The organism is Corynebacterium anserum (assembly GCF_014262665.1).
In the GTDB taxonomy this organism is placed as follows: Bacteria; Actinomycetota; Actinomycetes; order Mycobacteriales; family Mycobacteriaceae; genus Corynebacterium; species Corynebacterium anserum.
This window is the reverse complement of sequence record NZ_CP046883.1, coordinates 1,189,627-1,211,860: the sequence shown is the minus strand read 5'-3', so window position 1 is coordinate 1,211,860 and position 22,234 is coordinate 1,189,627. Positions and strand designations below refer to the sequence as shown.

The following is a 22,234-nucleotide window of genomic DNA, read 5'->3' as shown; positions in this document are numbered from 1 at the left end:
ACGCGTGCTGTGAACAGAAACCCTAGCCTTGAACAATACGGAATCGTTTGAGACGAACTTCGCCGTGCTCATCAGTAGCGGCAAGGTCAACTTCGCCTTCAAACGCCCATCCATGGTCACCTTCCGGATCATCGAGCATCTGCCGAACGGACCAGAGGTTGGCGTCGGGACCATCCCAACCCTGCTTCTGTTGGATCCGAATCATATGCGCGGCGCGTGCCCCAGCATCGAGGCCTATGTCGGAATACTCGTCAAAATAATCGTCCATTGCAGTAGGCCAGTCTGGTGGTGACTCGAGGTACGCATCCAACTCCTCGAGCTCAGCTTCTTTCTCAAAGGCGAAAAGCTCGACGCGACGGAAAAAGTAATTGCGCACCATACGCATAAGCGCACGAGGGTTGCTGGACAGAGCGGATGGATCCTCAACGCCAAACGCGTGTTCGGCGACTTGTTGTTGCGTGATGGGGGAGTCTTCATCTCCCATTTGAGCCCACTCATCGAGAAGAGAGGAATCCACCTGCCGGATAAGTTCGCCCAGCCAGACGATGATGTCTTCTAACTCCTCAGTGCGATGTTCAGCTGGGACAGAATGATCCAGTGTTCTCCATACATCGCTGAGATATCGAAGAACAACCCCTTCAGAACGCGCTAGCCCATAGGTTGCCACGAGGTCGGAGAAAGTCATCGCTTTCTCGATCATATCCCGAAGAACGGACTTGGGACTGATATCAAAATCCTTAGCCCACGGGTTACCTTGGCAAAATGTCTCAAATGCTTCCGCCAGCAATTCGTCAAGAGGTTGAGGCCACATAACTTCCTCAAGAATTGCCATGCGTTCGGTATAGTCCACCCCCTCGGCTTTCAACGCGGCAAGTTCTTCTGATCGGGCGGCCTTTTGTTGAGCAAAAAGTATCTGGCGTGGATCCTCCACTACTGCTTCGAACACGCTAATGATGTCCAAGCTGTACGTATCGGAATCTGGGTCCAACAAGTCTAGGGCAGCCAGCGCGAAAGGGGATAGGGGTTGGTTGAGAGCGAAGTCCCTTGGCATGTCGTGTGTTAAGCGCGCATTCTTGCCTGATGGCGTGGATGCGTCTTCGTACTCTTCGACCACCTGGGCATTCACGAGACCCCGGTAGAGTTCAATGGTCCGATGGACCGCCTTGTTCTGCCGCGACCGAGTATCGTGGCTGCACCGGATGAGGTGCTTTAATGCCCCAAAAGTCCACTCATCACGAGCGATAATGTTAAGCAGCATGGAATTTGTCATGCGGAATTGACTGACGAGTTCTTCGGGTTCGGCGGTTGTCAGCCGGTTGAAAGTTTTTTCAGACCATGTGGCGCGGCCGTCAGGCGCCGATTTTTTCCGCAGTTTCTTTAGTTTTTTCGGGTCGGAACCGGCCCGCTGGCGCAGACGGTAGTTCTCTATTTCGTGTTCCGGCGCCTGAACTACTACGGTGCCTTCGGTGTCGTAGCCAGCTCGTCCAGCTCTCCCAGCGATTTGATGGAATTCACGCGATTTCAACACTCGGTGACGAACCCCGTCATATTTGGTTAAACCAGTAAAAAGCACCGTGCGAATCGGAACGTTAATCCCCACTCCCAGGGTATCCGTTCCACAGATGACCTTCAGCAGTCCTTGTTGGGAAAGTCTCTCGACCAAGCGGCGATATTTCGGCAACATCCCTGCTTGGTGCACTCCGATTCCTCGGCGTAGCAGTTTGGAAAGCACTTTTCCGAATGCACTAGTGAAACGAAAATCACCGAGCGCTTCCACGATGAGTGCTTTCTGTTTATTATCGACAAGCGAGAGACTAGTCAACGCTTGTGCGCGCTCTGCAGCTTCACGCTGGGTGAAGTGCACAACGTAAATGGGAGCTTTGCCATCAGCCAGAAGTTCTTCGACTGTTTCGTGAACTGGCGTGTAGACATAGTGGAAATCGAGAGGCACCGGGCGCACGGAGCCTGTCACAAAGGTGGTATCCCGCCCGGTGCGCCTGCTCAGGTCATCCTGCAGCCATTGAGTATCGCCAAGTGTGGCGCTCATCAATAGGAACTGACAATGCGGCAATTCCAATAGGGGCACTTGCCAAGCCCATCCGCGGTCTGGTTCGGAGTAGTAGTGGAACTCATCCATCACTATTTGGTCGATGGAGGCATGGGAACCATCACGCAGTGCGATATTTGCGACGATCTCAGCTGTCGCGCAGATGATGGGCGCGTTGCCGTTAACTGTGGCGTCTCCAGTCATCATGCCGACGTTATCGGGTCCGAAAATCTGGCAGAGATCGAAAAACTTTTCGCTGACCAAGGCCTTGATTGGCGCGGTGTAGAAGCTGCGTTGCCCACGTGCCATAGCCGTAAAATGTGCTGCGATGGCCACCATGGATTTCCCGGATCCGGTCGGCGTAGCGAGGATGACATTATCCGATGCTACAAGCGCTGTGGCTGCTTCCTCTTGCGCAGGATACAGCGTGATCTCGCGATCTTTCGTCCATCTCATAAACGATTCGAGAATAGCGTCGTCGAGAAGGCTAGCAGGTACATTGTCGAGATCGGGTAAGAACTGGGCAAGATCGGCTACTGCTGCCACTATCTACTGTCCGTCCGTTGCATCGTCGGCGTCGTTGCTTTTACCGTGATGGGTTTGTTCCCCGTCTTCGCGGGAGTAGTCCCCGGGGTGGTTCTCCTGAGATTGTGGGTCTGCTGGCCGATCATTCTGCGGCTGACGGTCTGTCTGCTCGTCCGACAGGTTGATTGCGTCCTCGGATGAGTCGACCTTTGATAGATCGGCTAGGAACGCTTCAAACTCGGCTCCGAGTTCTTCACCCGTAGGGATCTGTTGACCTGGTTCCAGAAGGTTATTTTCTTTGCGACGACGCATTTGTTCCGCTTCGGCATCATATTGGCGCTCTAACGCGGCGACTACAGCGGATATTTCTTGCGATTCGCTGACTTGTTCTTCCAGCTGACGCTTAATGCGGTCGATATCGGATTCGAGAGCACCGAGCGGTATATCGAGCCCAGTGAGGGTGCCAGCGGCTTTGAGCAGCGCGTAGGTCGCTTCAGGATAATCTGACGCAGCGATGTAATGCGGCACGTGTGCGGTCATCCCGATGGTCTCAATCCCATGCTTGTCGAGCTTGTATTCAGTATCCAAAGCCGCTGCACCTGGAATGATCATGCGGCTATCCCATGTATGGAAATCTTTGATCAAGGCATTATCTGAGGCATGCGCGCTGATGACTAGCGGACGTGTATGCGGAACTGTCATCGGAGCGGAGTACAAAGTAACTACGCGTTCCACACCAGTACGTTGTGCCAGTTCGACAACTGCATCGCTGAAGGCCTCCCATTTCAGGTCGGGTTCAGGGCCGCTGAGCAGCAAAAAAGGTCGATCAGAAATGTCCTTTAGCAGGTAGAGAGTCAGCTCCATATTTTCGCGATGAACGACTCGAGAATGATTGATCGTCACACCTGGGCGGCGTGATCGGTAATCGATAAGTTCGTCCACCTTGAAGGAAGCAACAGGACTGTGATCAAGCGCTTGGAGCAGGTGAGTGGAAGCGTTCGCTATCGCCTGACCCGCGTCAGCGTAGCCTTGCAGAGCAACGAGCATAGGTAAAGGCTCGACGCTCTCTTCGGAACGCATAGGCGTAGGGTACTCGAGCTCGTACATTGCGTTACGGCGGGGCTTTGGAGAATAGGTGCGGTCGTTTGATGGGCGGTCATTGTTAGTCATATATGGCGCTCCCTTCACTCAAACGCTGTTGGTTTAGACTACCAGTTCTTTCTTCAGACTTTGCGCTGGCCTACTGCATGAAAGGGTGGGAATAAGCAGCAGGTCAGATGAGGTACAACGGAAAGAAAACAGTTATACACAGGTGCCAAGTTCTCCACAGCCTCTTGGACTTTTGGAGTCTTTATCCCTGTCAAAGACAGCTGCGTATCACGGTCGATTTGGCACTGTCTTGTCATGAATGATTCACACAACACTACCGATAACACGCCACATGCTGAGACTATTCCACCCGTGCCTATTAAGTTGGGTGCACGTCCGGGTGAACTGATGGCCGCACTTCCGAGCATGATGGGTTTTGTTCCTGAAAGATCCATTATCATCATCGGAATCATTCCAGATTCAGTAGAACCGCATCGATTGCGGATTGGTCCGGTGGTACGTCTGGATATTGAGCCGTGGAGTTTTGATTCAGCACTGGAGACCTTTGACGATGCACTCGCTGGGCATTCTCCGCGCCAGGCGTTGGTCTACGGCGTTCATGACGAACGTGAAGAAATTGAAGGATACCTCTACGACATTGTTGATGATTTAGAAGATCGCGGTATGACGGTCATCAACGTCTGGTGGATCGAGGCCCTGAACACTGGAGCGAGATGGGTGGACATCGATACCGAAGAGATAGGCGAGGTGGCTTCGGTAGAAACTAATCCCGTACGCGACTTGAGCACACTGCACGGTGCAAAGACCATGCGGGATCAACAAGAGTTGGTCGAATGGTTGGCGATAGACACTACGCGCCCGAGTCTCAGACCTCGGCGTTACGTTGACGCCGCCCATGACGTTACAGAAAATATTGCGCTGTTAAACGATGTGATCTTCCTTGCCCACAGCATGAAATTAGTAGCTAATGGTGCCGAGCGTTTGGAAGCCGTGATTGCTGATCGGCGGTTGTTGCGCGCGATCGTATGCGTTGCGCGTTGCGAAAGATTGCACTCGCTCCTGGTGACGATGGCAATGGGAGACAAAGCACCAATAATGAGGGATCTGCTCGCTGAAGCGGCGCGACTCCTTCGAGGAGAAACACGGCGCCGCGTACTTATTATGTTGGCCGCGGTACTAAGTGCCAACCATGAAGGCATGCTCTCTTTTTATGCGTTGCGGAATGTCGTCACGGAATTGGAACACCCTTGTTCCCGAGGCGGTTATGTTGATGAATTGAACAAGCTGATGGTGGCGCACTTGTGGCACGCACATCTGAGCGGACACAGTATGCGCACAGTCGAATCAATGGCGACCAACGGCCTATATTGGTTGATGAATTGGACCTTGTCTTGGCCGGAGGCAGATGCCGACAACTACCTAGAGGAACTGGGTGGCGGTATTGATGAGGCCTCCACAGAGTTTCGTACGAGGTATGACCGTTTATTAGCTCTCGTAGAAGACGTGGTTGACTGGAGCCGCTTTAACGATTCCTCGCAGAGTGAGCCTTCTCACCCAAAGCACTTGTGAACTCCCAGGCGTCGCTCACAATTGTCCTTAGATCCGAGCGAATTGGATTCCAGCCCAATTCGTCTATGGCTTTTTGCGACGAGGCAATGAGGACAGCCGGATCGCCAGCACGGCGGGGTGCTTCAATTGCTGGGATAGGGTGTCCCGTGATTTCACGACACGTCTCAACTACCTGTTTCACACTAAAACCATCGCCACTACCCAAATTAAAGATGCGGTGACTCCCCGGCGTATTGGACGTAGCTGCAAGAAGATGAGCATCGGCGAGATCACGAATATGGATGTAATCACGGACTGCGGTGCCATCGTCAGTAGGCCAATCTGTACCAAACATGGCGATGGATTCACGGTGCCCAAGCGCTACCTGCAGTACCAGGGGGATTAGGTGGGTTTCGATTTCACGGTTTTCGCCGACGGAACCATAAGCTCCAGCAACGTTGAAGTAACGCAAGCTGGTAGCGCCAAGCCCGTAAGCATGGGCGTAGCTGGTGATGATGTTGTCAATGGCTAACTTGGAGGCGCCATAGGGGTTGGTAGGAGCGGTGGGCATATCTTCGGTGATGGGAACCTGTTCGGGTTCGCCATAGCACGCAGCGGTCGAAGAGAATACCAGGTTATTGACGCCGTATTTGCGCATCGCATCGAGCAGCTCCAGAGATGTCACAACATTGTGGTGCCAATAGGCAGCAGGATCTTCGACCGACTCGCCAACTAATGAGCGAGCAGCGAAATGAAAGACGGCGCTAACGTCAGAATCTTTGAGCACATCATCTGCTAGATCACGAATATCCCCTTCGACGAAGGTTGCACCTGCGGGAACAGCGTCGCGATTACCCGTACTGAGATTATCCACGACTGTGACTTTGTAGCCCTGTTCTAGTAACACGGTTGCGCACACACTGCCGACATAACCTGCTGCGCCGGTGACTAGTACATGAGCACCTGGAAGAAGAGATGTGGATTCAGACATGGCTCAAAAAATTCCTTCCTATAAGGACTAAATGCGGCGGCAGAGGGGCTCGTCATTCACGGCTGAGGAATAATCCCGTTTCTGAGGAATAATCCCGTTTGTTGACTAAGAACTACGTGCGAACGGGCCAGCAGCTCAAAGACACATTCAAACGGGTTAGTTGCTCAGGGATACGCAGATCGCATGAGCAAGTTCATCCGGTATAGACACGTCGCCGTGATCGCCTGTTAACGTGATGCCATCATCGGTCAAGGTGAGAGTAATGTCGGCACCCGGTACGATCTGCACCGCAGCAAGTTTTGCCATAATCTTGTGCTCAACCTGGACGATTTCATTAATGCTGAGCACTTTGACCTCGATTGGCTCAGTCGTCTCTACATCAGAAGCGCGTACGAAGTTGTCACCCGCAGAATGACCTGCTTTTTCGAGTAGTGCATCCTTGTTTGGATCGTCTTCAAGGAGAGAGGACAGACCCGGAATCGGGTTTCCGAATGGTGACGTTGTGTAGCTGTCAAGCACGCTAATGAGGCGACGTTCCACCTCATCGCTCATGACGTGCTCCCATCGGCAGGCCTCATCGTGAACTTTTTCCCATGGCAAACCGATCACATCGGTCAAGAGACGTTCAGCTAAACGGTGCTTGCGCATGACAGCCGTAGCTAATTCGCGACCTTCAGTAGAAAGCTTAAGGGAGCGATCGCGAGCAATAGACAACAGTCCGTCGCGCTCCATACGTGCCACGGTTTGGCTCACCGTGGGGCCTGACTGATCGAGTCGCTCCGCGATGCGAGCGCGTAGCGGAGGAATCCCTTCTTCCTCCAACTCGTAAATGGTTCGGAGATACATCTCAGTGGTATCAACGAGATCCTTCACCGGACTTCAGCCCTTTCTCGAAAGCGCGGCGGCATAATACCAGACCCCGGGGTCAACCGGTGCCACCACACTGGGTTGTCATTCAATGCAGTTGCATCTCGCCGTCACGAGACTGACAACGAGTGATAGTCCTTCATAACGTTACACGCTCGACCATCGAAGAATGGCACCAGTGCTCGAAAAAATAACAAGAGTGGAAGTATTTTTCATTTACCTCCACTCTCCAGACAATATCTAGGCTCTAGCCAGCGTATTCGCGAAGCTTATCGGCACGTTCACCCTCGCGGAGTTTTGCCATGACTTCACGCTCTATCTGACGAACTCGTTCACGGGAGAGGCCAAAACGCCGCCCAATCTGGTCAAGGGTGCGCGGCATGCCATCATCCAAGCCATAGCGAAGCTTGATCACGTCTTGTTCGCGTTCCTCTAAAGTTCCAAGTACGGCTCGGACGTCAGAGTGCCTTAATGACGCGACGACGGCAGCTTCAGCATCGGTGGCCTCAGAATCCTCGATGAAATCGCCCAGGGGAGCTTCTTCATCGGAGCCCACTGGCATATCGAGGCTTACCGGATCACGAGACTGCTTGAGCAACATCTCGATCTTGGATTCTTCGATGCCGGATTCCTCAGATAGCTCTTCATTAGTGGCCTCGCGTCCCAGCTGCTGATACATCTCGCGCTTAATTCGAGACAGTTTATTGACCTGTTCAACGAGATGGACTGGTAGGCGAATTGTGCGTGACTGATCAGCCATACCGCGGGTGATTGCCTGCCGGATCCACCACGTGGCGTAGGTAGAAAACTTGAAACCCTTGGTGTAATCAAATTTCTCCATGGCTCGAATGAGGCCAAGGTTGCCTTCTTGAATGAGATCCAGCAGTGGCATCCCGCGACCCGTATAACGCTTGGCTAGGGATACAACTAAACGAAGATTAGCTTCCAAAAGGTGGGTGCGGGCAGCCTTTCCTTCGCGAGCCAGGATCTTCAAGTCACGCTTGCGCGCGCGGGTCAGTTGCTCACCTTCTTCGAGAATGTGCTTGGCGTAGAGACCAACCTCAATCCTCTTGGATAGCTCTACCTCGTCCTCTGCAGTCAGAAGGGCGGTTTTGCCGATACCGTTCAGATAAACCCGGACGAGATCGGCTGAAGGATTCTCGTTGTTGCCGCGGCGGCGTCCCTTATCTTCAGACTTTTCTTCGTCTTCTTGGTCAAAAGTTACGCTCGTGCCCTGATCGACGGTGTCGTCGTCGTACATGGAGTCACTCATTTGCGTGAAACCCTCCTCAAGGCTTGGGGCGTAAAACGTTCGCGCTAGGTACACGCGATACGTACGATGCTGGAATAGCAATCTACCTATGCAACGGGAGATAACGGCGGAATGTTCCGAGGCGGTGTTTCCCAGGGATCACGATCCCCGAGATCGGGGGTAGATGCCGAGTTCTACGCCTCCACAATCACGGTAAAGGGGCCTTCGTTGACGCTATCTACTTTCATCATCGCCCCAAAGATTCCAGTCTCGACGGTGAGTCCCTGGTGGCGGAGATAATCCACCATCTTGTCGATGAAAACCGACGCGACTTCTCCTGGAGCTGCCGCGGACCAGGAGGGGCGGCGTCCCTTCGCGGTTGCTCCCATCAACGTAAATTGGCTGACAAGTAACACTGAAGCTCCCACATCTACTGCTGAAGCATTCCGCGTCGACTCCCATGGTTGGTCTTTTTCCGGAAGTATTCGAAGTTCAGCGATTTTACGAGCAACAGTGCGCCAGGCTTCAGGAGAGTCATCGGCTCCGACGCCCACGAGGGCTAAAAGAGCCGGCCCTTCGACCTCCCCGACGATCTTTCCGTCGACGGTCACTGACGCATGGCTCACCGTGCTTACGACTGCTCTCATTTATGAAACTCCTTCGCTAATGAGTTCCGATGGAATGATCATTCCATGGCGGATGAGATCAACGATGAGGGGAATTAAGGCCTCGCGAAAAACGTCACGGTCGACATCGTGGACGGTGCAGTACAAGTCCACTACATCGGACAGAGGAAGAGCTGCAGGATGGAGACCCGATAATACAGAGATGAGTGGTTCATCAACTTCATGGGTCCATGCTGGCCCGTCGGTCCGGGCCAGTCGGAGGATGTGGTCGCGAAAGCCGTGGGAACTGACGTCGTCGGCTGAGGGAAGGCTGACCCTCTCTAGAGCGACGGTGGGTCGGATGGCGTAACACTCGTTCAATATCTCGTCCGAGTTCTTACCGTCCAACCATGCAGTCCGGGCAAAGAATTCGCCAACCTCAGCTCCCAGGTATGCTCCTTCTGGCAGGGGGTGATCCATGATCTCGAAGGTGAGTTCAGTAGTTTGTTCCTCGGGAATTTTCTGTAGGTGCACAAACCCAAGCCCGACACGTGTGACCCCGTTGCGCGCAAAAAAGTCCATCCATGCCTTTGCTCGTGCGCGACCCTGTTGGCTGCGTGGGTCAAGAGATTCGTCGTTGAGCCACGTGGTGACATACGTGGCGATATCGACTTCTTCTCGCTGCACCACCCATGCGCGCACTCCATGGGAGGGCAGCCACTGGGCTATCCTTGATGCGGCGTCTTCGGCCGGCTCTAAGGCCCACCCAGCGAGGATATGGGCAGTTCCGGCGTCGTTGAGATAACGGGCGGCATTTCTGACAACGAGGGATGTTGCTTGGTCGAGCGGCAACCCAGAGTCTCTGTAAACATGCTCCACCCGTGGTGGGCCAATGACGAAGGGGGGATTAGCCACGATCATGTCGAATTTTTCCCCAGTCACCGGCTCAAACCAACTGCCGCGGCGCCACGTGAATGTGTTTTCCCTCTTCGACGCCACGGAGGAATTAGCCCGGGCAAATTCCAGAGCACGAGGCGAGATGTCGGTACCTGTGATCTCAACAGCTGTGGCACTGTCACCGAGAACAAGGCTGAGTACTCCAGAGCCACACCCTAGATCGAGGATACGTGCGTCGTCGTCGACCGGCGGAACCATATTGAGTAGGGAAAGAGGAGCATTACCCACTCCGGGAACGTGATCGGTGTGAGGAATGCTTATTTCCAAAGAGGCGTCGGGGTCGGAGGCTATGAGCACATCCTGGGCCCCATGAGCGGCGACAGTGATAGGGCGAATGTCTACGGCACATGAATAGTGCGGAGAGTCGCCGTCTTGGTCATCGACTACTGTGAGACATCCGTCTGTAACGAGTTGTTGAGTTAACTCTTCTCCTACGAGAGCACTGAAGGTGGAGTGCGGACACGGTTGGCGCAGGTAAAAAGCAAGAACCATATCTTTGTGCCGTGATGGAGCTTCACTAGTGGTGGCGTACCAGACCGCAGCCTCGGGAGAACCAGCCGCTGTGGCAGCAATGCCGGGGTTGCCAAGAACGCGCGAAATCAATTCGCATGAGTAGCCTTTGGCACGTAAGACGCGTAGTAAGTCGCGCACTGGCTGAGCAATCGTGGGGTAGGGGGGCGTGGTTGGAGAGGAAAGAGCGTTCATAAAAATGTTGGGGGTATCGAAGGTTATGCAGGGTTTCGGCGACTTCGCGCCTTCGAAGGATGGGAGGGGTGTCGTTTAGGCCGGAGCCTAATCGAGATCAATGATGTCCGGGTGAGTCCCGTGATCGGGTTCGGTCGCGGATTCTAAGGCACGCCGTTGAGGAGCGCCGAGCTGTTCCCCCTGCTGCCTGGCGATAGCTTCACGTTGGCGTGCTTCTCGAACTAACTGGGGTTTATACACGTGGTGATTTCGTGGGTCTGAATCGCCTGTTTCATTAGCCAAGAGCACAGCAATCCACGGTAGTGGGAGGCTAATGATGGCGACGCTAGCGGACAGCCAAAGATTGCCTGTCCACCACATCAACAGACCTGATAGAGCCAGCATGGGAATACGCGCCATCTGAAGTATTGCATAGACTTTGCGGCGCTTGTGCCAGTTTTCCAGGGGAGACTGGCGTGCATCGGTGATGAGCTCGACATCTGACGTGCGTTTTCGGCGGGAGCGCCATGTCGAGACGCGGGTTTTACCGGCATCCATGTCTTCCACGGTAGTACGTGGGTGGAAAATCATGCACGCGAGGGGCAATATGGAGTGCTGTGAGTACCCCGAGCACAACAACTATCGAGCGTCCAGATGTCCGAACGGACGAAAAAACGAGCGACGACACGCCCAAGTTCTTTCATTATGTGAAGAAGAACGAAATAGTGGAATCCGCCGTCATGGGAAAGTTTGTCGTGGCTCTGTGCGGTGAAACATTTCCTGTGACCAAGCAGGCTAAGCCGGGATCTCCTGTGTGTCCAGATTGTGAGCAGATTTACAAGGGGCTGCGGAAGAAGTGAAAGGGCTTCGTGCGTGGCAGCAGGAGGCTCTGGATCTCTACGTGACCAGCGCACCACGTGATTTTCTGGCGGTAGCCACGCCGGGCGCCGGCAAGACGACATTCGCCTTGACCGTCGCCCGGCTTCTGTTGGAAACACGTGTTGTGCAGCGCGTGGTCATTGTGGTTCCCACCGAGCACCTCAAGGTACAGTGGTCGCTTTCTGCAGCGGCTCAGGGCATCGCGTTGGATGCAGATTTCGGCAATAGTTCGGCGTTCAACAATGCTTTTGATGGCGTGTGCGTTACCTATGCACAGGTTGGTATGAAACCCACAAAGCATTACCAAGTCGCGACAGCACAGAAAACGTTGGTGATTCTCGACGAGATCCACCACGCGGGCGACGCAAAGAGCTGGGGAGATGGAGTTCGCTTAGCGTATGCACATGCCGAACGCCGATTGGCTCTCACCGGTACGCCATTTCGCTCGGATGATGCACAGATCCCTTTCGTCCGCTACGAAGAAGTACCGGGAACGGATGGGGGATTGCAGTCGAAAGCGGACTATACCTATGGCTACTCCGAAGCGTTGCGTGACGGAGTAGTTCGCCCTGTTGTCTTCTTGGCCTATTCTGGTCACGCGCGTTGGCGTGATTCTGCTGGCGAGGAGTACGAGGCACGGTTGGGTGAGGTGCTTAATGCAGAGCAAACGGCACGTGCCTGGCGTACGGCACTCGATCCCCGTGGCGAATGGATTCCCTCCGTACTTCAGGCCGCGCATACTCGCCTTTTACAGTTGCGTGAAACTATTCCTGATGCCGGCGGGTTGGTCATTGCGACTGATAAAACCGCAGCCCGTGCCTACGCTACGATCCTCAACCGGATTAGTTCCACGCCAGTGACCGTGGTTCTCTCCGATGAGGCAGGTGCCTCACAGAGGATTAAAGACTTCTCCGCGTCACAGGACGAGTGGATGGTCGCCGTGCGTATGGTGTCTGAAGGCGTGGACGTGCCACGGCTGGCCGTCGGTGTGTATGCAACGTCGTCCTCGACGCCACTATTTTTTGCTCAAGCAATTGGCCGTTTTGTACGTTCGCGTCAAAAAGGCGAGTCTGCGAGTGTGTTCTTGCCTTCAGTTCCGGTGCTATTAGATCTGGCGTCGAAGCTAGAAAAACAGCGCAACCACGTACTCGGAAAACCGGATCGGCCAGAGGAGGGATGGGATGACCATCTGCTGGAACAGGCCAATAAGGAGGTCAATGAGCCAGCGGAGGATCGCGGATACGAGTCTATAGGAGCAGATGCCGAACTTGAGTCCCTGATCTACGACGGGTCCACCTATGGCACCCGTGTTGCGAATTCCGAGGAAGAACAAGAGTATTTGGGCTTGCCGGGTTTGCTAGATGCGGAACAAATGCGCACGCTTTTACGTCAACGTCAAGCGGCTCAGGTAGAAGCCCGTGCCCAAGAGAAGAAACTGCGCGACGCTGCGGAGCGATCCGCGACAAAAGGGGCGGCAGTGCAAGCTTCCGGTAAACGGGTGGCCTCCGAAGAATTGCCGAGATTGAGGAAGGAACTTAATGCACTGGTAAATATGATGTCAGCGCGAACCGGCCGACCTCACGGTGCGATTCACAATGAGGTGCGCACTAAATGTGGGGGTCCGCCAACTGCCCTGTGCACCGCTGAGCAACTGCGCAAGCGGATCGAATTTCTGCGTGCGTGGTAGTTATAGGCTAGGCATGCTGTTGAGAATAATGATGAAAGAAATGGTTATTCAAGGAACCTCGGTCGAAGATGTCAAGCCGAGTCCGGGTGCAAGCAATACTTCTGAGTCAAACCGCAGTGACATCTGCCTCTTGTCATGAGCAATCGTCCCATCTCTGCAAAACGGATGACTGCCGCTCGGCGGTATGGTGGCAATTGCTTTCGGAGCCATGAATAATAAGCACCCATGGAACCAATGAAGGACTATACCGATCAGCGTCGAGCCTCTAAAGCAGCCTCTCAAAAAATGCCGCCTCGAGGCCGCGAGCAGGCTTGCGAGTCTGCGGCATCTCCAAGATTCGCAACAGCTCGGAAACCACTGAGTCGGCTATCGCTCGTTTCCCTGTTGTTCGGTATTCTTTCCATACCTGCTACTCTTTTGCCCTTCTACGGCATCATTGCTGCAATGATCAGCATTATGGTCGGCATCATCGCCCTGGTCCGTGCACATCGTAATGACACCCCACGTGGGTATGCCCTGGGTGGGCTTGCATTATCCATTCTGGCGATGGGAGTAGCAATCTTTTTCACCAGCGCAGCTGTGAAGGCTACTGAAGGGTGCGAGACTCTCCGCGGCGATGAGTTGCGTGCGTGTGTCGAAGAGAAGAAGTGACACGTAAAAAGTGTCCTCACTAGGCGTGAGGGTTGAAAACAACCTTTTTTCACAGGCCAGTACACACTATAGCGAAACAAAACAGCGCCCGGGCTTCGTGGAGAGGAGCCCGGGCGCTGGTGATGACGGGTGGGTTGTTGAAGGAGTAGGGCTAGTCTAAGTAATCGCGGAGCACTTGGGAACGAGATGGGTGGCGCAACTTGGACATTGTCTTTGACTCGATCTGACGTATGCGCTCACGCGTAACTCCGTACACCTGACCAATTTCATCGAGGGTACGTGGCATGCCGTCGGTCAAACCAAAGCGAAGTCTCACTACTCCTGCCTCGCGTTCGGAGAGGGTATGCAAAACATCCTGCAATTGATCCTGTAGGAGTGTGAAAGAGACGGCATCCACAGCTACGACAGCTTCAGAATCTTCAATGAAGTCGCCAAGTTGGGAATCTCCCTCATCGCCAATAGTTTGGTCGAGAGAAATTGGTTCACGTGCATATTGCTGGATTTCCAGCACTTTATCCACGGAGATATCCATTTCCTTTGCGAGCTCTTCAGGGGTTGGTTCGCGACCTAGATCCTGCAGAAGCTCGCGCTGAATCCGCCCCAACTTGTTGATGACTTCCACCATGTGTACAGGGATGCGGATGGTGCGGGCTTGATCTGCCATAGCGCGTGTGATGGCTTGGCGGATCCACCAGGTGGCGTAGGTAGAGAACTTGTATCCCTTGACGTAATCGAATTTCTCCACAGCACGGATCAGACCCAGATTACCTTCCTGAATGAGATCCAAGAACGCCATCCCACGCCCGGTGTAACGTTTAGCCAAGGAAACAACCAGTCGAAGGTTGGCTTCGAGCAGGTGATTCTTAGCCCGTCGGCCATCACGCTCGATTTCACGGAGATCGCGGCGGCTCATCGGAGAGAGTTTTTCCCCAGACTCTTTGATCTCTTGTAGACGATATGCAGCGTATAGTCCAGCCTCGATGCGCTTAGCGAGAGAGACTTCCTGCTCGGCGTTGAGCAAAGCAACTTTACCTATCTGCTTCAGATAGGCGCGCACGGAGTCCGCAGAGGCGGTCAGTTCTGCGTCCTTGCGAGCTTGCCGTAGGGCAGCGGATTCGTCTTCATCCCACACAAAACGACCCGAGTCCTCGTCCTCGTCAGACTCGTCAGAGTCCTCATCGTCCTCGTCTAATTCATTGTCCTCATCGAGGTCATCGTCGAGGTCGTCATCGAGATCCTCATCGTCGCCTAGACCGCTATCCAAATCATCATCGAGATCGTCGTCATCGAAGTCTGTGTTAGCTAATGCGGCGTCGACGTCCGCGAAATCAGTGCTCGCATCTTGCTCGTCGTCGACGATTATTGCGTCGGCTAACTGGTCTTCGTCGACGACAGTAAGCTCTTCCTTCTTAGTGGAAGCTTTCTTGGTGCTGGCCTTGCGCGTGGCCTTCTTCGCAACTGTCTTCTTAGCTGACGTCTTTTTTGCAGCGGTCTTTTTTGCAGCGGTTTTCTTGCTGCTTGTCTTCTTTGCGGATGTCTTTTTCGCAGCTGTCTTCTTAGCAGCGGACTTTTTCGCGGTTGCCTTAGTGGCTGCGGTCTTCTTCTCGGTGGTGGCAGTCGAGGTGGCGGCCTCCTTGGCTGCCACCTTCTTCGCTACCTTGCGGGCGGTTTTCTTGGCCGCCTTTTTGGCAACTTTGCGTACAGCTGTGTTCTCGTTGTTTTCACCACCGGTGGTCGAGTCGTTCGCTGCCACAGAAGCCCTTTCACTCGTCACTTTGCCGAAATCCTAACGAGTAGACACACGGGTCTAGTCGCTATAGGATCGGCCTTTAAATCTTCGTAGTAAATTCTCATAGAGGGGTCTGAGCTGCAATAGTCAAAGACAACTGCACGGGACTCAGCCTCCCGGCCGTTCGCGCCAACGCGATCGATCGCCCATTATAACCGAATTAGCGCAGCCTGGCTTCAGGCGGTGCGCTGTTTCGGTTTTCTTGCGCTAGGGTCGCAAACCTTCACTCACTGCGAGCGCTGCGCCAATGATTCCTGCTTCATTGCGTAACTGCGCTGGAACGACGTCTTGCTCCAAGTCCAAATAGGGTACCCACTTGTCTGACTTGCGGGAGATGCCACCACCGACGATGAAGGTCTGGGGGTTAAAGAGCTCTACGTAGCGTTGCATGACTTTGTTCACGCGCTTAGCCCATTGCTTGTAGCTTAGACCTTCATCTTCGCGCACCTTTGAACTCGCGTATTTCTCCGCCGATGAACCTTTCATTTTGAGGTGTCCCAATTCGGTGTTGGGATACAGATTGCCGTCCATCAGTAACGCAGAGCCGATACCCGTGCCGAAAGTCAGCATCATGACAGCACCTGTTCGGGCTTTGTCATCCCCGAAACGCGCCTCGGCCATGCCAGCCGCGTCTGCGTCATTCAATACGGTGATGTCGCGGCCTCCGAGGTGTCGGGTGAATAATTCTTGGACATCGGTACCGATCCACGTCTGGTCAATATTGGCGGCCGTTCTTGTCACCTGTTCGCGTACCACAGCCGGTACTGTGATGCCCACTGGCCCGTCCCACCCTTCAGCTTCGACAAGTTGCCGTACAACCTCTGCCACAGCGTCGGGAGTGGCAGGCTGCGGTGTGGCGATTCTCTTTCGCTCAGTTACTTGTTCGCCCTTGGATACATCGACTAAGGCGCCTTTCACGCCTGAGCCACCGATGTCTACTCCGAATGCCAGGTTGGGGTTTGTCTCGCTCATAATTCGAGATGCTACACAGTTTGTTGGCCACGCATCACCCATTATTTGTTGCGGGGGAGCACAATGGGTCTATGATTTCAGCGCTCACCGTATGCTTAGACCGTAAAACCACTGACCAGCCACCGGAGGATTTCGCGGAAGTGGTAAATGCTTGTGAGGGGTTGTCCATAGGGAGGTTACGGCGCATCGCGGCGAATGTTGCGGTGGAAGCTGCTGACCTCGTGGCCACAATGCGTCAAAAGATGATTGATGAACACGGACATGTAGGCGTCGACGCAGTGAAGAGTTCTGAAGTGGATCCGGTCACGGAAGTGGATAGAGCCTCAGAAAGGCTGATACGCAAGCGTCTTATCCAAGAAGTACCGCGGAGCCGGGTATTAGGGGAAGAAGGTGGTGAGCAGTGCACTCAGAGAGATGCTGGGAGTCCCACCGAAGGAAACGACCTGCTATGGGTGGTTGATCCAATAGATGGAACGGTGAATTTTGTTTACGGAGTGCCTGCTTACGCCGTATCCATTGCAGCGACGTTCAAAGGGGTACCGATTGCGGCAGCTGTGGTCGATGTGGCTAATAATTTGGTTTATTCGGCGGCAGTGGGCGAGGAAGCTACTGAGACTGCAGTCCCTGATTTCTCTACATTCGATGCCCACTGTGCGCCGCAATCGCGTGTAGTGAATGTAACCAGTGGCGTGGAAGAGGCGCCTACAGCATCTATGGCAGCAGGGACCACGACTATGGCTACAGCTTTGGTGGCTACTGGTTTCGCCTATGTGGCACAGCGCCGTGCGAGACAAGCTGAGTTGTTGGCGCAGTTATTGCCCGAGGTTCGAGATATCCGACGCATGGGTTCAGCTGCTCTTGACCTCTGCCACGTCGCTGCAGGGCGTGTTGATGCATATTATGAACACGGTTTGGGGCCGTGGGATCACGCTGCCGGCGTGTTAATTGCGGCACGGGCGGGGGCAATCGTGCAGATGCCCAAATTGGATATCCCATCCTCCGAAGGTGTGCAGGTCATGGCCACAAAACCCGCCCTATGGCAACCGCTGTCTCAGCGGTTGTCTGAACTAGTAACGGGGGGAGTACTCGCGCCCATAACACCCTAGTCGACAGGACAGAGGTGACAGGCAGTATGTCGCTGTTTTAATATCCGCCTCGACGAACCTGATACTTAGGAGGAAAACTCGTGGCTACCGACTACGATGCTCCCCGTCGACGCGCTGACGACGACATCGAGACTGACTCTCTCGAGGGGCTAAAAGCCGCAGAGAAGGCAGAAACTGCTGTAGATGACACTGATGATGGCGAAATCGTAGAACCATTCGATGTTCCGATGGCCGATCTGTCCGGCGAGGAACTCTCGGGAACCGTTACTCCTCGGCAGAGTGACGAGTTCACCTGCAGTGAATGCTTTTTGGTGCAGCACCGGTCGCATATTGCCAAAACCTTCTCCGATTCTGAAATCATCTGCCAAGACTGCGACTAGACAAACACTGTGCCCGGCTCTGCTTCCCTCTCCGCGGCCCTGTTCAAATTAGGGTTGCTGCACATGAAACGTGTTGTTCATGTGCGATTTACAGGTGGTGGTGTAACAATGCCGCTACGCGGGATGAGTAAAAGTCGCAGATCATGCAGAATTTAATTGATCCCACAAGCCCCTGTAGTAAGCCCATGTAGTTCATAAGAAGCAATCTCCTCTTACGTAAGCATCCGACACTCGAGGAGAATGAGGGGTGAACTGGAACTCTGCGAGCTAGATGCGTTTAGTAAATTGGACGGCCTAGTGCTTCAAGAAGCTCTTGAGGCTCTTTGGTTGATATCAACCAATAGGGAGTGGGGTCATCAGGATCATCCAACACGAGCATAGCCATCGTGGGAATCCATCCCTTGTGCACCACATAAGCCGCAGGATCCAACTGGCGTCCCATTGCCGCTGGCTTGGCAGTAGGGGGGATGACGAGCGTTCGGCTCACAACATCTGCTGGCAGGCGTGCAGCCCCGGTATATAACCAGATACCGTCTGCCTCGCGAGCCACGATGACCTTGTTAGAAGACAAGGCTGACAGTGACCATACGACCGCTGCGCCAGCGAGGATGGCCATAACGACACCCCAGTACCACTCCCGCTGCATTTGTGCTTGCCAAGCGAGAAGACAGACCAACAGTGCACCGAGGAGCCACCACGTGAGCGGTACACGTTGGTTTTCCGAGTAAAGAATCTCGGAGTCTGAAGCCTTTGCAGGCTGTGTGGCTGCCACGGCGATACTCCTTGTAGTGCAAACAAAGGTGAGAAACTTCATCAATAGTCTAATAGTGTCAAGGGGTGTAATACCCAACTGGGCAGGCTAGGGGCTTGTAAGGTGGAGTTCCATGACGAACAGCACATCTGCTCCGCTCAAACTTGTCCGGCTGGATCGCGATCTTCCTCTGCCAACCAGAGCTCATGCGACTGACGCGGGAATAGATTTGTATTCTGCTGAGAACGCTACTATTTCCCCAGGTGAACGCCATCTTATTGGCACGGGTATAGCTATTGGTCTCAATCCAGGAACCGTAGGGCTTATCCATCCGAGGAGCGGTATGGCGTTAAAACACGGATTGTCCATTGTAAACGCGCCCGGAACGATTGATGAGGATTATCGTGGCGAGGTAAAGGTGTGCGTGATCAACCTGGATCCGCGTGAGGATATCGTCATTAAACGTGGCGATAGAATCGCCCAACTAGTACTCCAGGAAGTGCTCCTCAGCCCTATTGAGGAAGTTGATTCTCTGGAAGCATTGGGAGAGACCGAAAGAGGTAAGGGTGGCTACGGCTCCACAGGGAGCTAGCCCTGAATAGCGGGCAGAGATCCTGCGGCGATATATAGAAAACGCACGACAAACAACGAGGAAGAAGAAACATGGCTCTATTTGGCCGCAAAAATAAGATGAAGGACTCCCTAAAAAACACCCCGGATACCCCAGAGCATGAACAGCCAGACGAGGGCGCAGCGCTCCGTGGCGCTGAGGTCGTAGTACCGACTGTTGGTACCACATATGATCCAGTCGGAGGGGATTTTGGACCGTTCGATGGGGATCAGGTTGATTTCCGTGCCTTCGACTTCTCCGATTTTGCAAAAGGTGGATTGGATTTGGGTTCCATGCTGGTTCCCGTTCCTCACGATGGGGAAGTACAGGTGGCTATGGGTGAAAATGGTCCCCAGATGATTCATATTCACACGCCGGCTGGCCGCATGACTCCCGTTGCTTTCGCCGCACCGCGGAGGGGAAACCTGTGGGAAGAAAGCATGCCTGAGGTCATTCAAGGGATGGTTAAAGATGGCCTCACTGTGACTCAGGAACAGGGGCCATGGGGTGAGGAGATTGTTGCCGAAGCTGGCGGCGGCACTATGCGCGTGATCGGCGTTCAGGGGCATCGTTGGATGATGCGCATGACTTTGGCAAGTACCAACGACAAGGCTGACCAGCTTGCAGCTCAAGCCCGTGAGGTTCTTGCGCGATCCTTCGTTTATAGAGGTCAAGATCCGATTCCGGCGGGCAATGTCCTACCGGTAACTATTCCTCAGGCGATGGCGGAAGCTCTTCGCCAACAGATGGAGCAACGGGCGCAGCAAGCTTCCGCCGTTCAGCAACCTCACAATTTTAACGATGGGGCTGTTGATTAGCAGTGGGTAAACACAACGCGATGGATGATTCGCCCCGGCCTCACGCTGAATCCGGAGAACGGCAACAGGCAACGATGTTGGAGCAAATGGGCGGGTTATCCGGTCTTGTCTCCAGTACACTACCGGTGCTGGTCCTAGTGCCCGTGAACAGCAAGTATGGGCTTGGTCCTGCGCTCGGTGCAGCTGTGGGTGTGGCTCTTGCAGTGTTGATTTGGAGGGTTGTTCGTCGGGAGAATATTCAGCCCGCTGTCTCGGGGTTTATTGGCGTGGCGATATGCGCTGCCATAGCGTGGATGATGGGTGACGCCAAGGGGTACTTTGCCTATGGGATTTGGTATTCGCTGATAGCCGGTAGTGCTTTTGTCATATCCGTGATTGTTCGTTGGCCTCTGGTGGGATTGATATGGCGGGGTATAAACGGCGAAGACCAGCGATGGCGTACGAACAGGCGGGCTGTTCGTGCTTTTAACATCGCCACTATTGCCTGGGCCGTTGTGTTTCTCGCGCGCTTCGGTATTCAACAGTGGTTATACGTCCACGATGCCACGAACGCTTTGGGCTACACACGCATCGCTATGGGATGGCCTTTGACCGCCATTGTTGTTCTTATTACGGTCTGGTCGGTGCGTGACGCGAATAGGGCAGAAGGTAAAACACATGGCGCGTAGTCCACGTCCTGAGACGATCACAATGAATTTGGATAACCCGGCGCACGGGGGCACGGTCATTGGCCGGATTGACGGTCAGGTGGTCTTTGTTTCCGGTGGGCTACCGGGAGAAACGGGTGTGCGCGTTGAGCTTGCACCGCAGAAAACGTCGTCCTCGCGTAAAGGATTCCGGACGGGGCGCGTTATCAGTGTGGAGAAACCGTCTCCGTATCGAATCCCCGCTCGGTGTGCCGCAGCTGCTGCTGGTGGCGGTTGTTGCGACCTCGATTTCGTGGACGGCGTGGGCAGCCTTGAGTATAAGAAGGCTGTCGTCGTGGACCAGCTGCGTCGTATTGGAAAGATCGTCATCGAAGGCAACATCCCATGCGATGGAGTGAGCTTGAGCCCTCAGGTGGGCTGGCGGACTCGGGTGCGTCTTGGCGTGGATAAAACTGGACGCGCGGGTGTGCGACGTAAAGCCTCGCGGGAAGTCATCCCTCTAGAGCAAGCACAGTGTGCGCAGTGGGCACAAGGGCTGGTCGCAGGTCTCGAGAATGAGAGGTTTACACCGGGGAGCGAGATAGCTGTGGCGCTGGGAGACAGTGGTGAACGCAGTGTGGTGGAGTTAACCGGTAATCGTAGGCACCGTCACTCGCGGGTAGTAGGGGGCCATGAGACGGTTGCTCATCGCTTGACCCGTGTGCCTGAGGTGGAATGGCAAATCGAGCCCCAGGGTTTTTGGCAAGGACATCGGGCTGCGCCTGATTTTTATACACAGTGGATAGGCGAGGTAATCCCAGCAGGCCATGGCTCGGCGTGGGATCTCTACGGTGGGGCAGGGGTATTTTCCTCGGTATTGAGCGGACGCGTGGATTGGGTTGACTGTGTAGATCACGCGTCCCAGGCGAGCATGGAAGGCGCACGGGCGTTGGCAGCGGCGGGGTTGGATAATGTCCGTTTCGTCGATGGTGATGTGGCGCACAGTCTGGACAGGCTGCGGGTGAGGACAGGATTGCATGCTGTAGTCATCGATCCACCGCGCGTCGGAGCCGGTATCGATGTCATCGCGAGGGTTGCAGCATATGAGCCGAACCATGTCGTACATATTGGTTGCGATCCCGCTACCGCTGCGCGAGATCTCGGTGCGTGGATTTCTGCTGGTTACCAGCTCGAGAAGCTCACGGTCGTGGATGCATTCCCCCTGACTCATCACGTGGAGATTCTGGCGTATCTCACCCCTGCGGCGAGTAGTTAAGCGATGAAATTTCTATGGATCTAGATCAGAGCACTAGACTGGAACAATCCACTGCATGTGCTTTTTGATAAGAGTTGAGTCATGTTTGCGGTTCAGGGTCACC

The 22,234-nt window shown here is 54.2% G+C and carries 21 protein-coding genes; 10 read left to right on the top strand and 11 right to left on the bottom strand.

Annotated elements, in window-relative coordinates:
* Positions 1-22: 22 nt before the first annotated feature.
* Entirely contained in the window at positions 23-2,593 is a 2,571-nt protein-coding gene (locus tag GP473_RS05095; protein WP_186276651.1) for a DEAD/DEAH box helicase, read from the bottom strand.
* A 3-nt stretch (positions 2,594-2,596) separates the two neighbouring features.
* A complete protein-coding gene (locus tag GP473_RS05090; protein WP_185769862.1) occupies positions 2,597-3,742 on the bottom strand; it encodes a PAC2 family protein in 1,146 nt (381 codons plus the stop codon).
* A 234-nt stretch (positions 3,743-3,976) separates the two neighbouring features.
* Here GP473_RS05090 and GP473_RS05085 point away from each other — a divergent pair, with 234 nt between their 5' ends.
* The gene (locus GP473_RS05085) at positions 3,977-5,251 is read left to right on the top strand and encodes a DUF4192 domain-containing protein (protein WP_185769861.1); all 1,275 of its coding nucleotides are present in this window, start codon (positions 3,977-3,979) and stop codon (positions 5,249-5,251) included.
* On the opposite strand, the gene galE is transcribed toward GP473_RS05085, so the two are convergent.
* The 6 genes from galE to GP473_RS05055 all read right to left on the bottom strand — a co-directional run bounded on the left by galE (position 5,205) and on the right by GP473_RS05055 (position 11,177).
* Positions 5,205-6,221, bottom strand: a complete 1,017-nt coding sequence (gene galE, locus GP473_RS05080; RefSeq protein ID WP_186276650.1) for a UDP-glucose 4-epimerase GalE — start codon at positions 6,219-6,221, stop codon at positions 5,205-5,207. The genes GP473_RS05085 and galE overlap by 47 nt on opposite strands.
* A 156-nt stretch (positions 6,222-6,377) precedes the next feature.
* The gene (locus GP473_RS05075) at positions 6,378-7,094 is read right to left on the bottom strand and encodes an iron-dependent transcriptional repressor DtxR (RefSeq protein ID WP_185769859.1); all 717 of its coding nucleotides are present in this window, start codon (positions 7,092-7,094) and stop codon (positions 6,378-6,380) included.
* A gap of 241 nt (positions 7,095-7,335) precedes the next feature.
* Positions 7,336-8,361 (bottom strand): sigma-70 family RNA polymerase sigma factor, encoded by a 1,026-nt coding sequence (locus GP473_RS05070; protein WP_185769858.1) that lies wholly within the window; start codon positions 8,359-8,361, stop codon positions 7,336-7,338.
* A 173-nt stretch (positions 8,362-8,534) separates the two neighbouring features.
* On the bottom strand, positions 8,535-8,987 hold the full coding sequence (gene dtd, locus GP473_RS05065; RefSeq protein ID WP_185769857.1) for a D-aminoacyl-tRNA deacylase: 453 nt from the start codon (positions 8,985-8,987) through the stop codon (positions 8,535-8,537).
* Entirely contained in the window at positions 8,988-10,607 is a 1,620-nt protein-coding gene (locus GP473_RS05060) for a N5-glutamine methyltransferase family protein (RefSeq protein WP_185769856.1), read from the bottom strand.
* An 87-nt stretch (positions 10,608-10,694) separates the two neighbouring features.
* The gene (locus GP473_RS05055) at positions 10,695-11,177 is read right to left on the bottom strand and encodes a DUF3099 domain-containing protein (protein ID WP_185769855.1); all 483 of its coding nucleotides are present in this window, start codon (positions 11,175-11,177) and stop codon (positions 10,695-10,697) included.
* 26 nt (positions 11,178-11,203) lie between these two features.
* On the opposite strand from GP473_RS05055, the gene GP473_RS05050 reads away from it, so the two are divergent.
* The 3 genes from GP473_RS05050 (at position 11,204) to GP473_RS05040 (ending at position 13,803) form a co-directional block, all read left to right on the top strand.
* Positions 11,204-11,446: a DUF3039 domain-containing protein gene (locus GP473_RS05050; protein WP_185769854.1), complete on the top strand. Its 243-nt coding sequence runs from the start codon at positions 11,204-11,206 to the stop codon at positions 11,444-11,446.
* Positions 11,443-13,152 carry a DEAD/DEAH box helicase gene (locus GP473_RS05045; protein ID WP_186276649.1) on the top strand — a complete coding sequence of 570 codons (1,710 nt, stop codon included), beginning with the start codon at positions 11,443-11,445 and terminating at the stop codon, positions 13,150-13,152. The genes GP473_RS05050 and GP473_RS05045 overlap by 4 nt, the downstream gene beginning before the upstream one ends.
* 225 nt (positions 13,153-13,377) lie before the next feature.
* Positions 13,378-13,803, top strand: a complete 426-nt coding sequence (locus GP473_RS05040) for a DUF308 domain-containing protein (RefSeq protein ID WP_185769852.1) — start codon at positions 13,378-13,380, stop codon at positions 13,801-13,803.
* A 151-nt stretch (positions 13,804-13,954) separates the two neighbouring features.
* Here GP473_RS05040 and GP473_RS05035 read toward each other — a convergent pair whose 3' ends face one another.
* Together GP473_RS05035 and ppgK are read right to left on the bottom strand one after the other, a co-directional pair.
* A complete protein-coding gene (locus tag GP473_RS05035; protein ID WP_186276648.1) occupies positions 13,955-15,556 on the bottom strand; it encodes an RNA polymerase sigma factor in 1,602 nt (533 codons plus the stop codon).
* 243 nt (positions 15,557-15,799) lie between these two features.
* Positions 15,800-16,564, bottom strand: a complete 765-nt coding sequence (gene ppgK, locus GP473_RS05030; RefSeq protein ID WP_186276647.1) for a polyphosphate--glucose phosphotransferase — start codon at positions 16,562-16,564, stop codon at positions 15,800-15,802.
* Positions 16,565-16,794: 230 nt separating this feature from the next.
* Between ppgK and GP473_RS05025 the strand changes: the two genes are divergently transcribed.
* Positions 16,795-17,670 (top strand): inositol monophosphatase family protein, encoded by an 876-nt coding sequence (locus GP473_RS05025; protein ID WP_390625314.1) that lies wholly within the window; start codon positions 16,795-16,797, stop codon positions 17,668-17,670.
* 80 nt (positions 17,671-17,750) lie between these two features.
* Complete coding sequence (locus GP473_RS05020; protein WP_185769848.1) at positions 17,751-18,050, top strand: DUF4193 domain-containing protein; 300 nt, start codon at positions 17,751-17,753, stop codon at positions 18,048-18,050.
* A 277-nt stretch (positions 18,051-18,327) separates the two neighbouring features.
* Here the strand turns inward: GP473_RS05020 and GP473_RS05015 are convergent, their stop codons facing one another.
* Positions 18,328-18,864 (bottom strand): DUF3093 domain-containing protein, encoded by a 537-nt coding sequence (locus GP473_RS05015; protein WP_185769847.1) that lies wholly within the window; start codon positions 18,862-18,864, stop codon positions 18,328-18,330.
* A gap of 70 nt (positions 18,865-18,934) precedes the next feature.
* Here GP473_RS05015 and dut point away from each other — a divergent pair, with 70 nt between their 5' ends.
* The 4 genes from dut (at position 18,935) to GP473_RS04995 (ending at position 22,131) form a co-directional block, all read left to right on the top strand.
* Complete coding sequence (gene dut / locus GP473_RS05010) at positions 18,935-19,393, top strand: dUTP diphosphatase (RefSeq protein WP_185769846.1); 459 nt, start codon at positions 18,935-18,937, stop codon at positions 19,391-19,393.
* A 71-nt stretch (positions 19,394-19,464) separates the two neighbouring features.
* The gene (locus tag GP473_RS05005) at positions 19,465-20,229 is read left to right on the top strand and encodes a DUF3710 domain-containing protein (protein ID WP_246394691.1); all 765 of its coding nucleotides are present in this window, start codon (positions 19,465-19,467) and stop codon (positions 20,227-20,229) included.
* A gap of 20 nt (positions 20,230-20,249) precedes the next feature.
* Positions 20,250-20,897 (top strand): DUF3159 domain-containing protein, encoded by a 648-nt coding sequence (locus GP473_RS05000; RefSeq protein WP_185769845.1) that lies wholly within the window; start codon positions 20,250-20,252, stop codon positions 20,895-20,897.
* A complete protein-coding gene (locus tag GP473_RS04995; RefSeq protein ID WP_186276646.1) occupies positions 20,887-22,131 on the top strand; it encodes a class I SAM-dependent RNA methyltransferase in 1,245 nt (414 codons plus the stop codon). The genes GP473_RS05000 and GP473_RS04995 overlap by 11 nt, the downstream gene beginning before the upstream one ends.
* Positions 22,132-22,234: the final 103 nt, after the last annotated feature.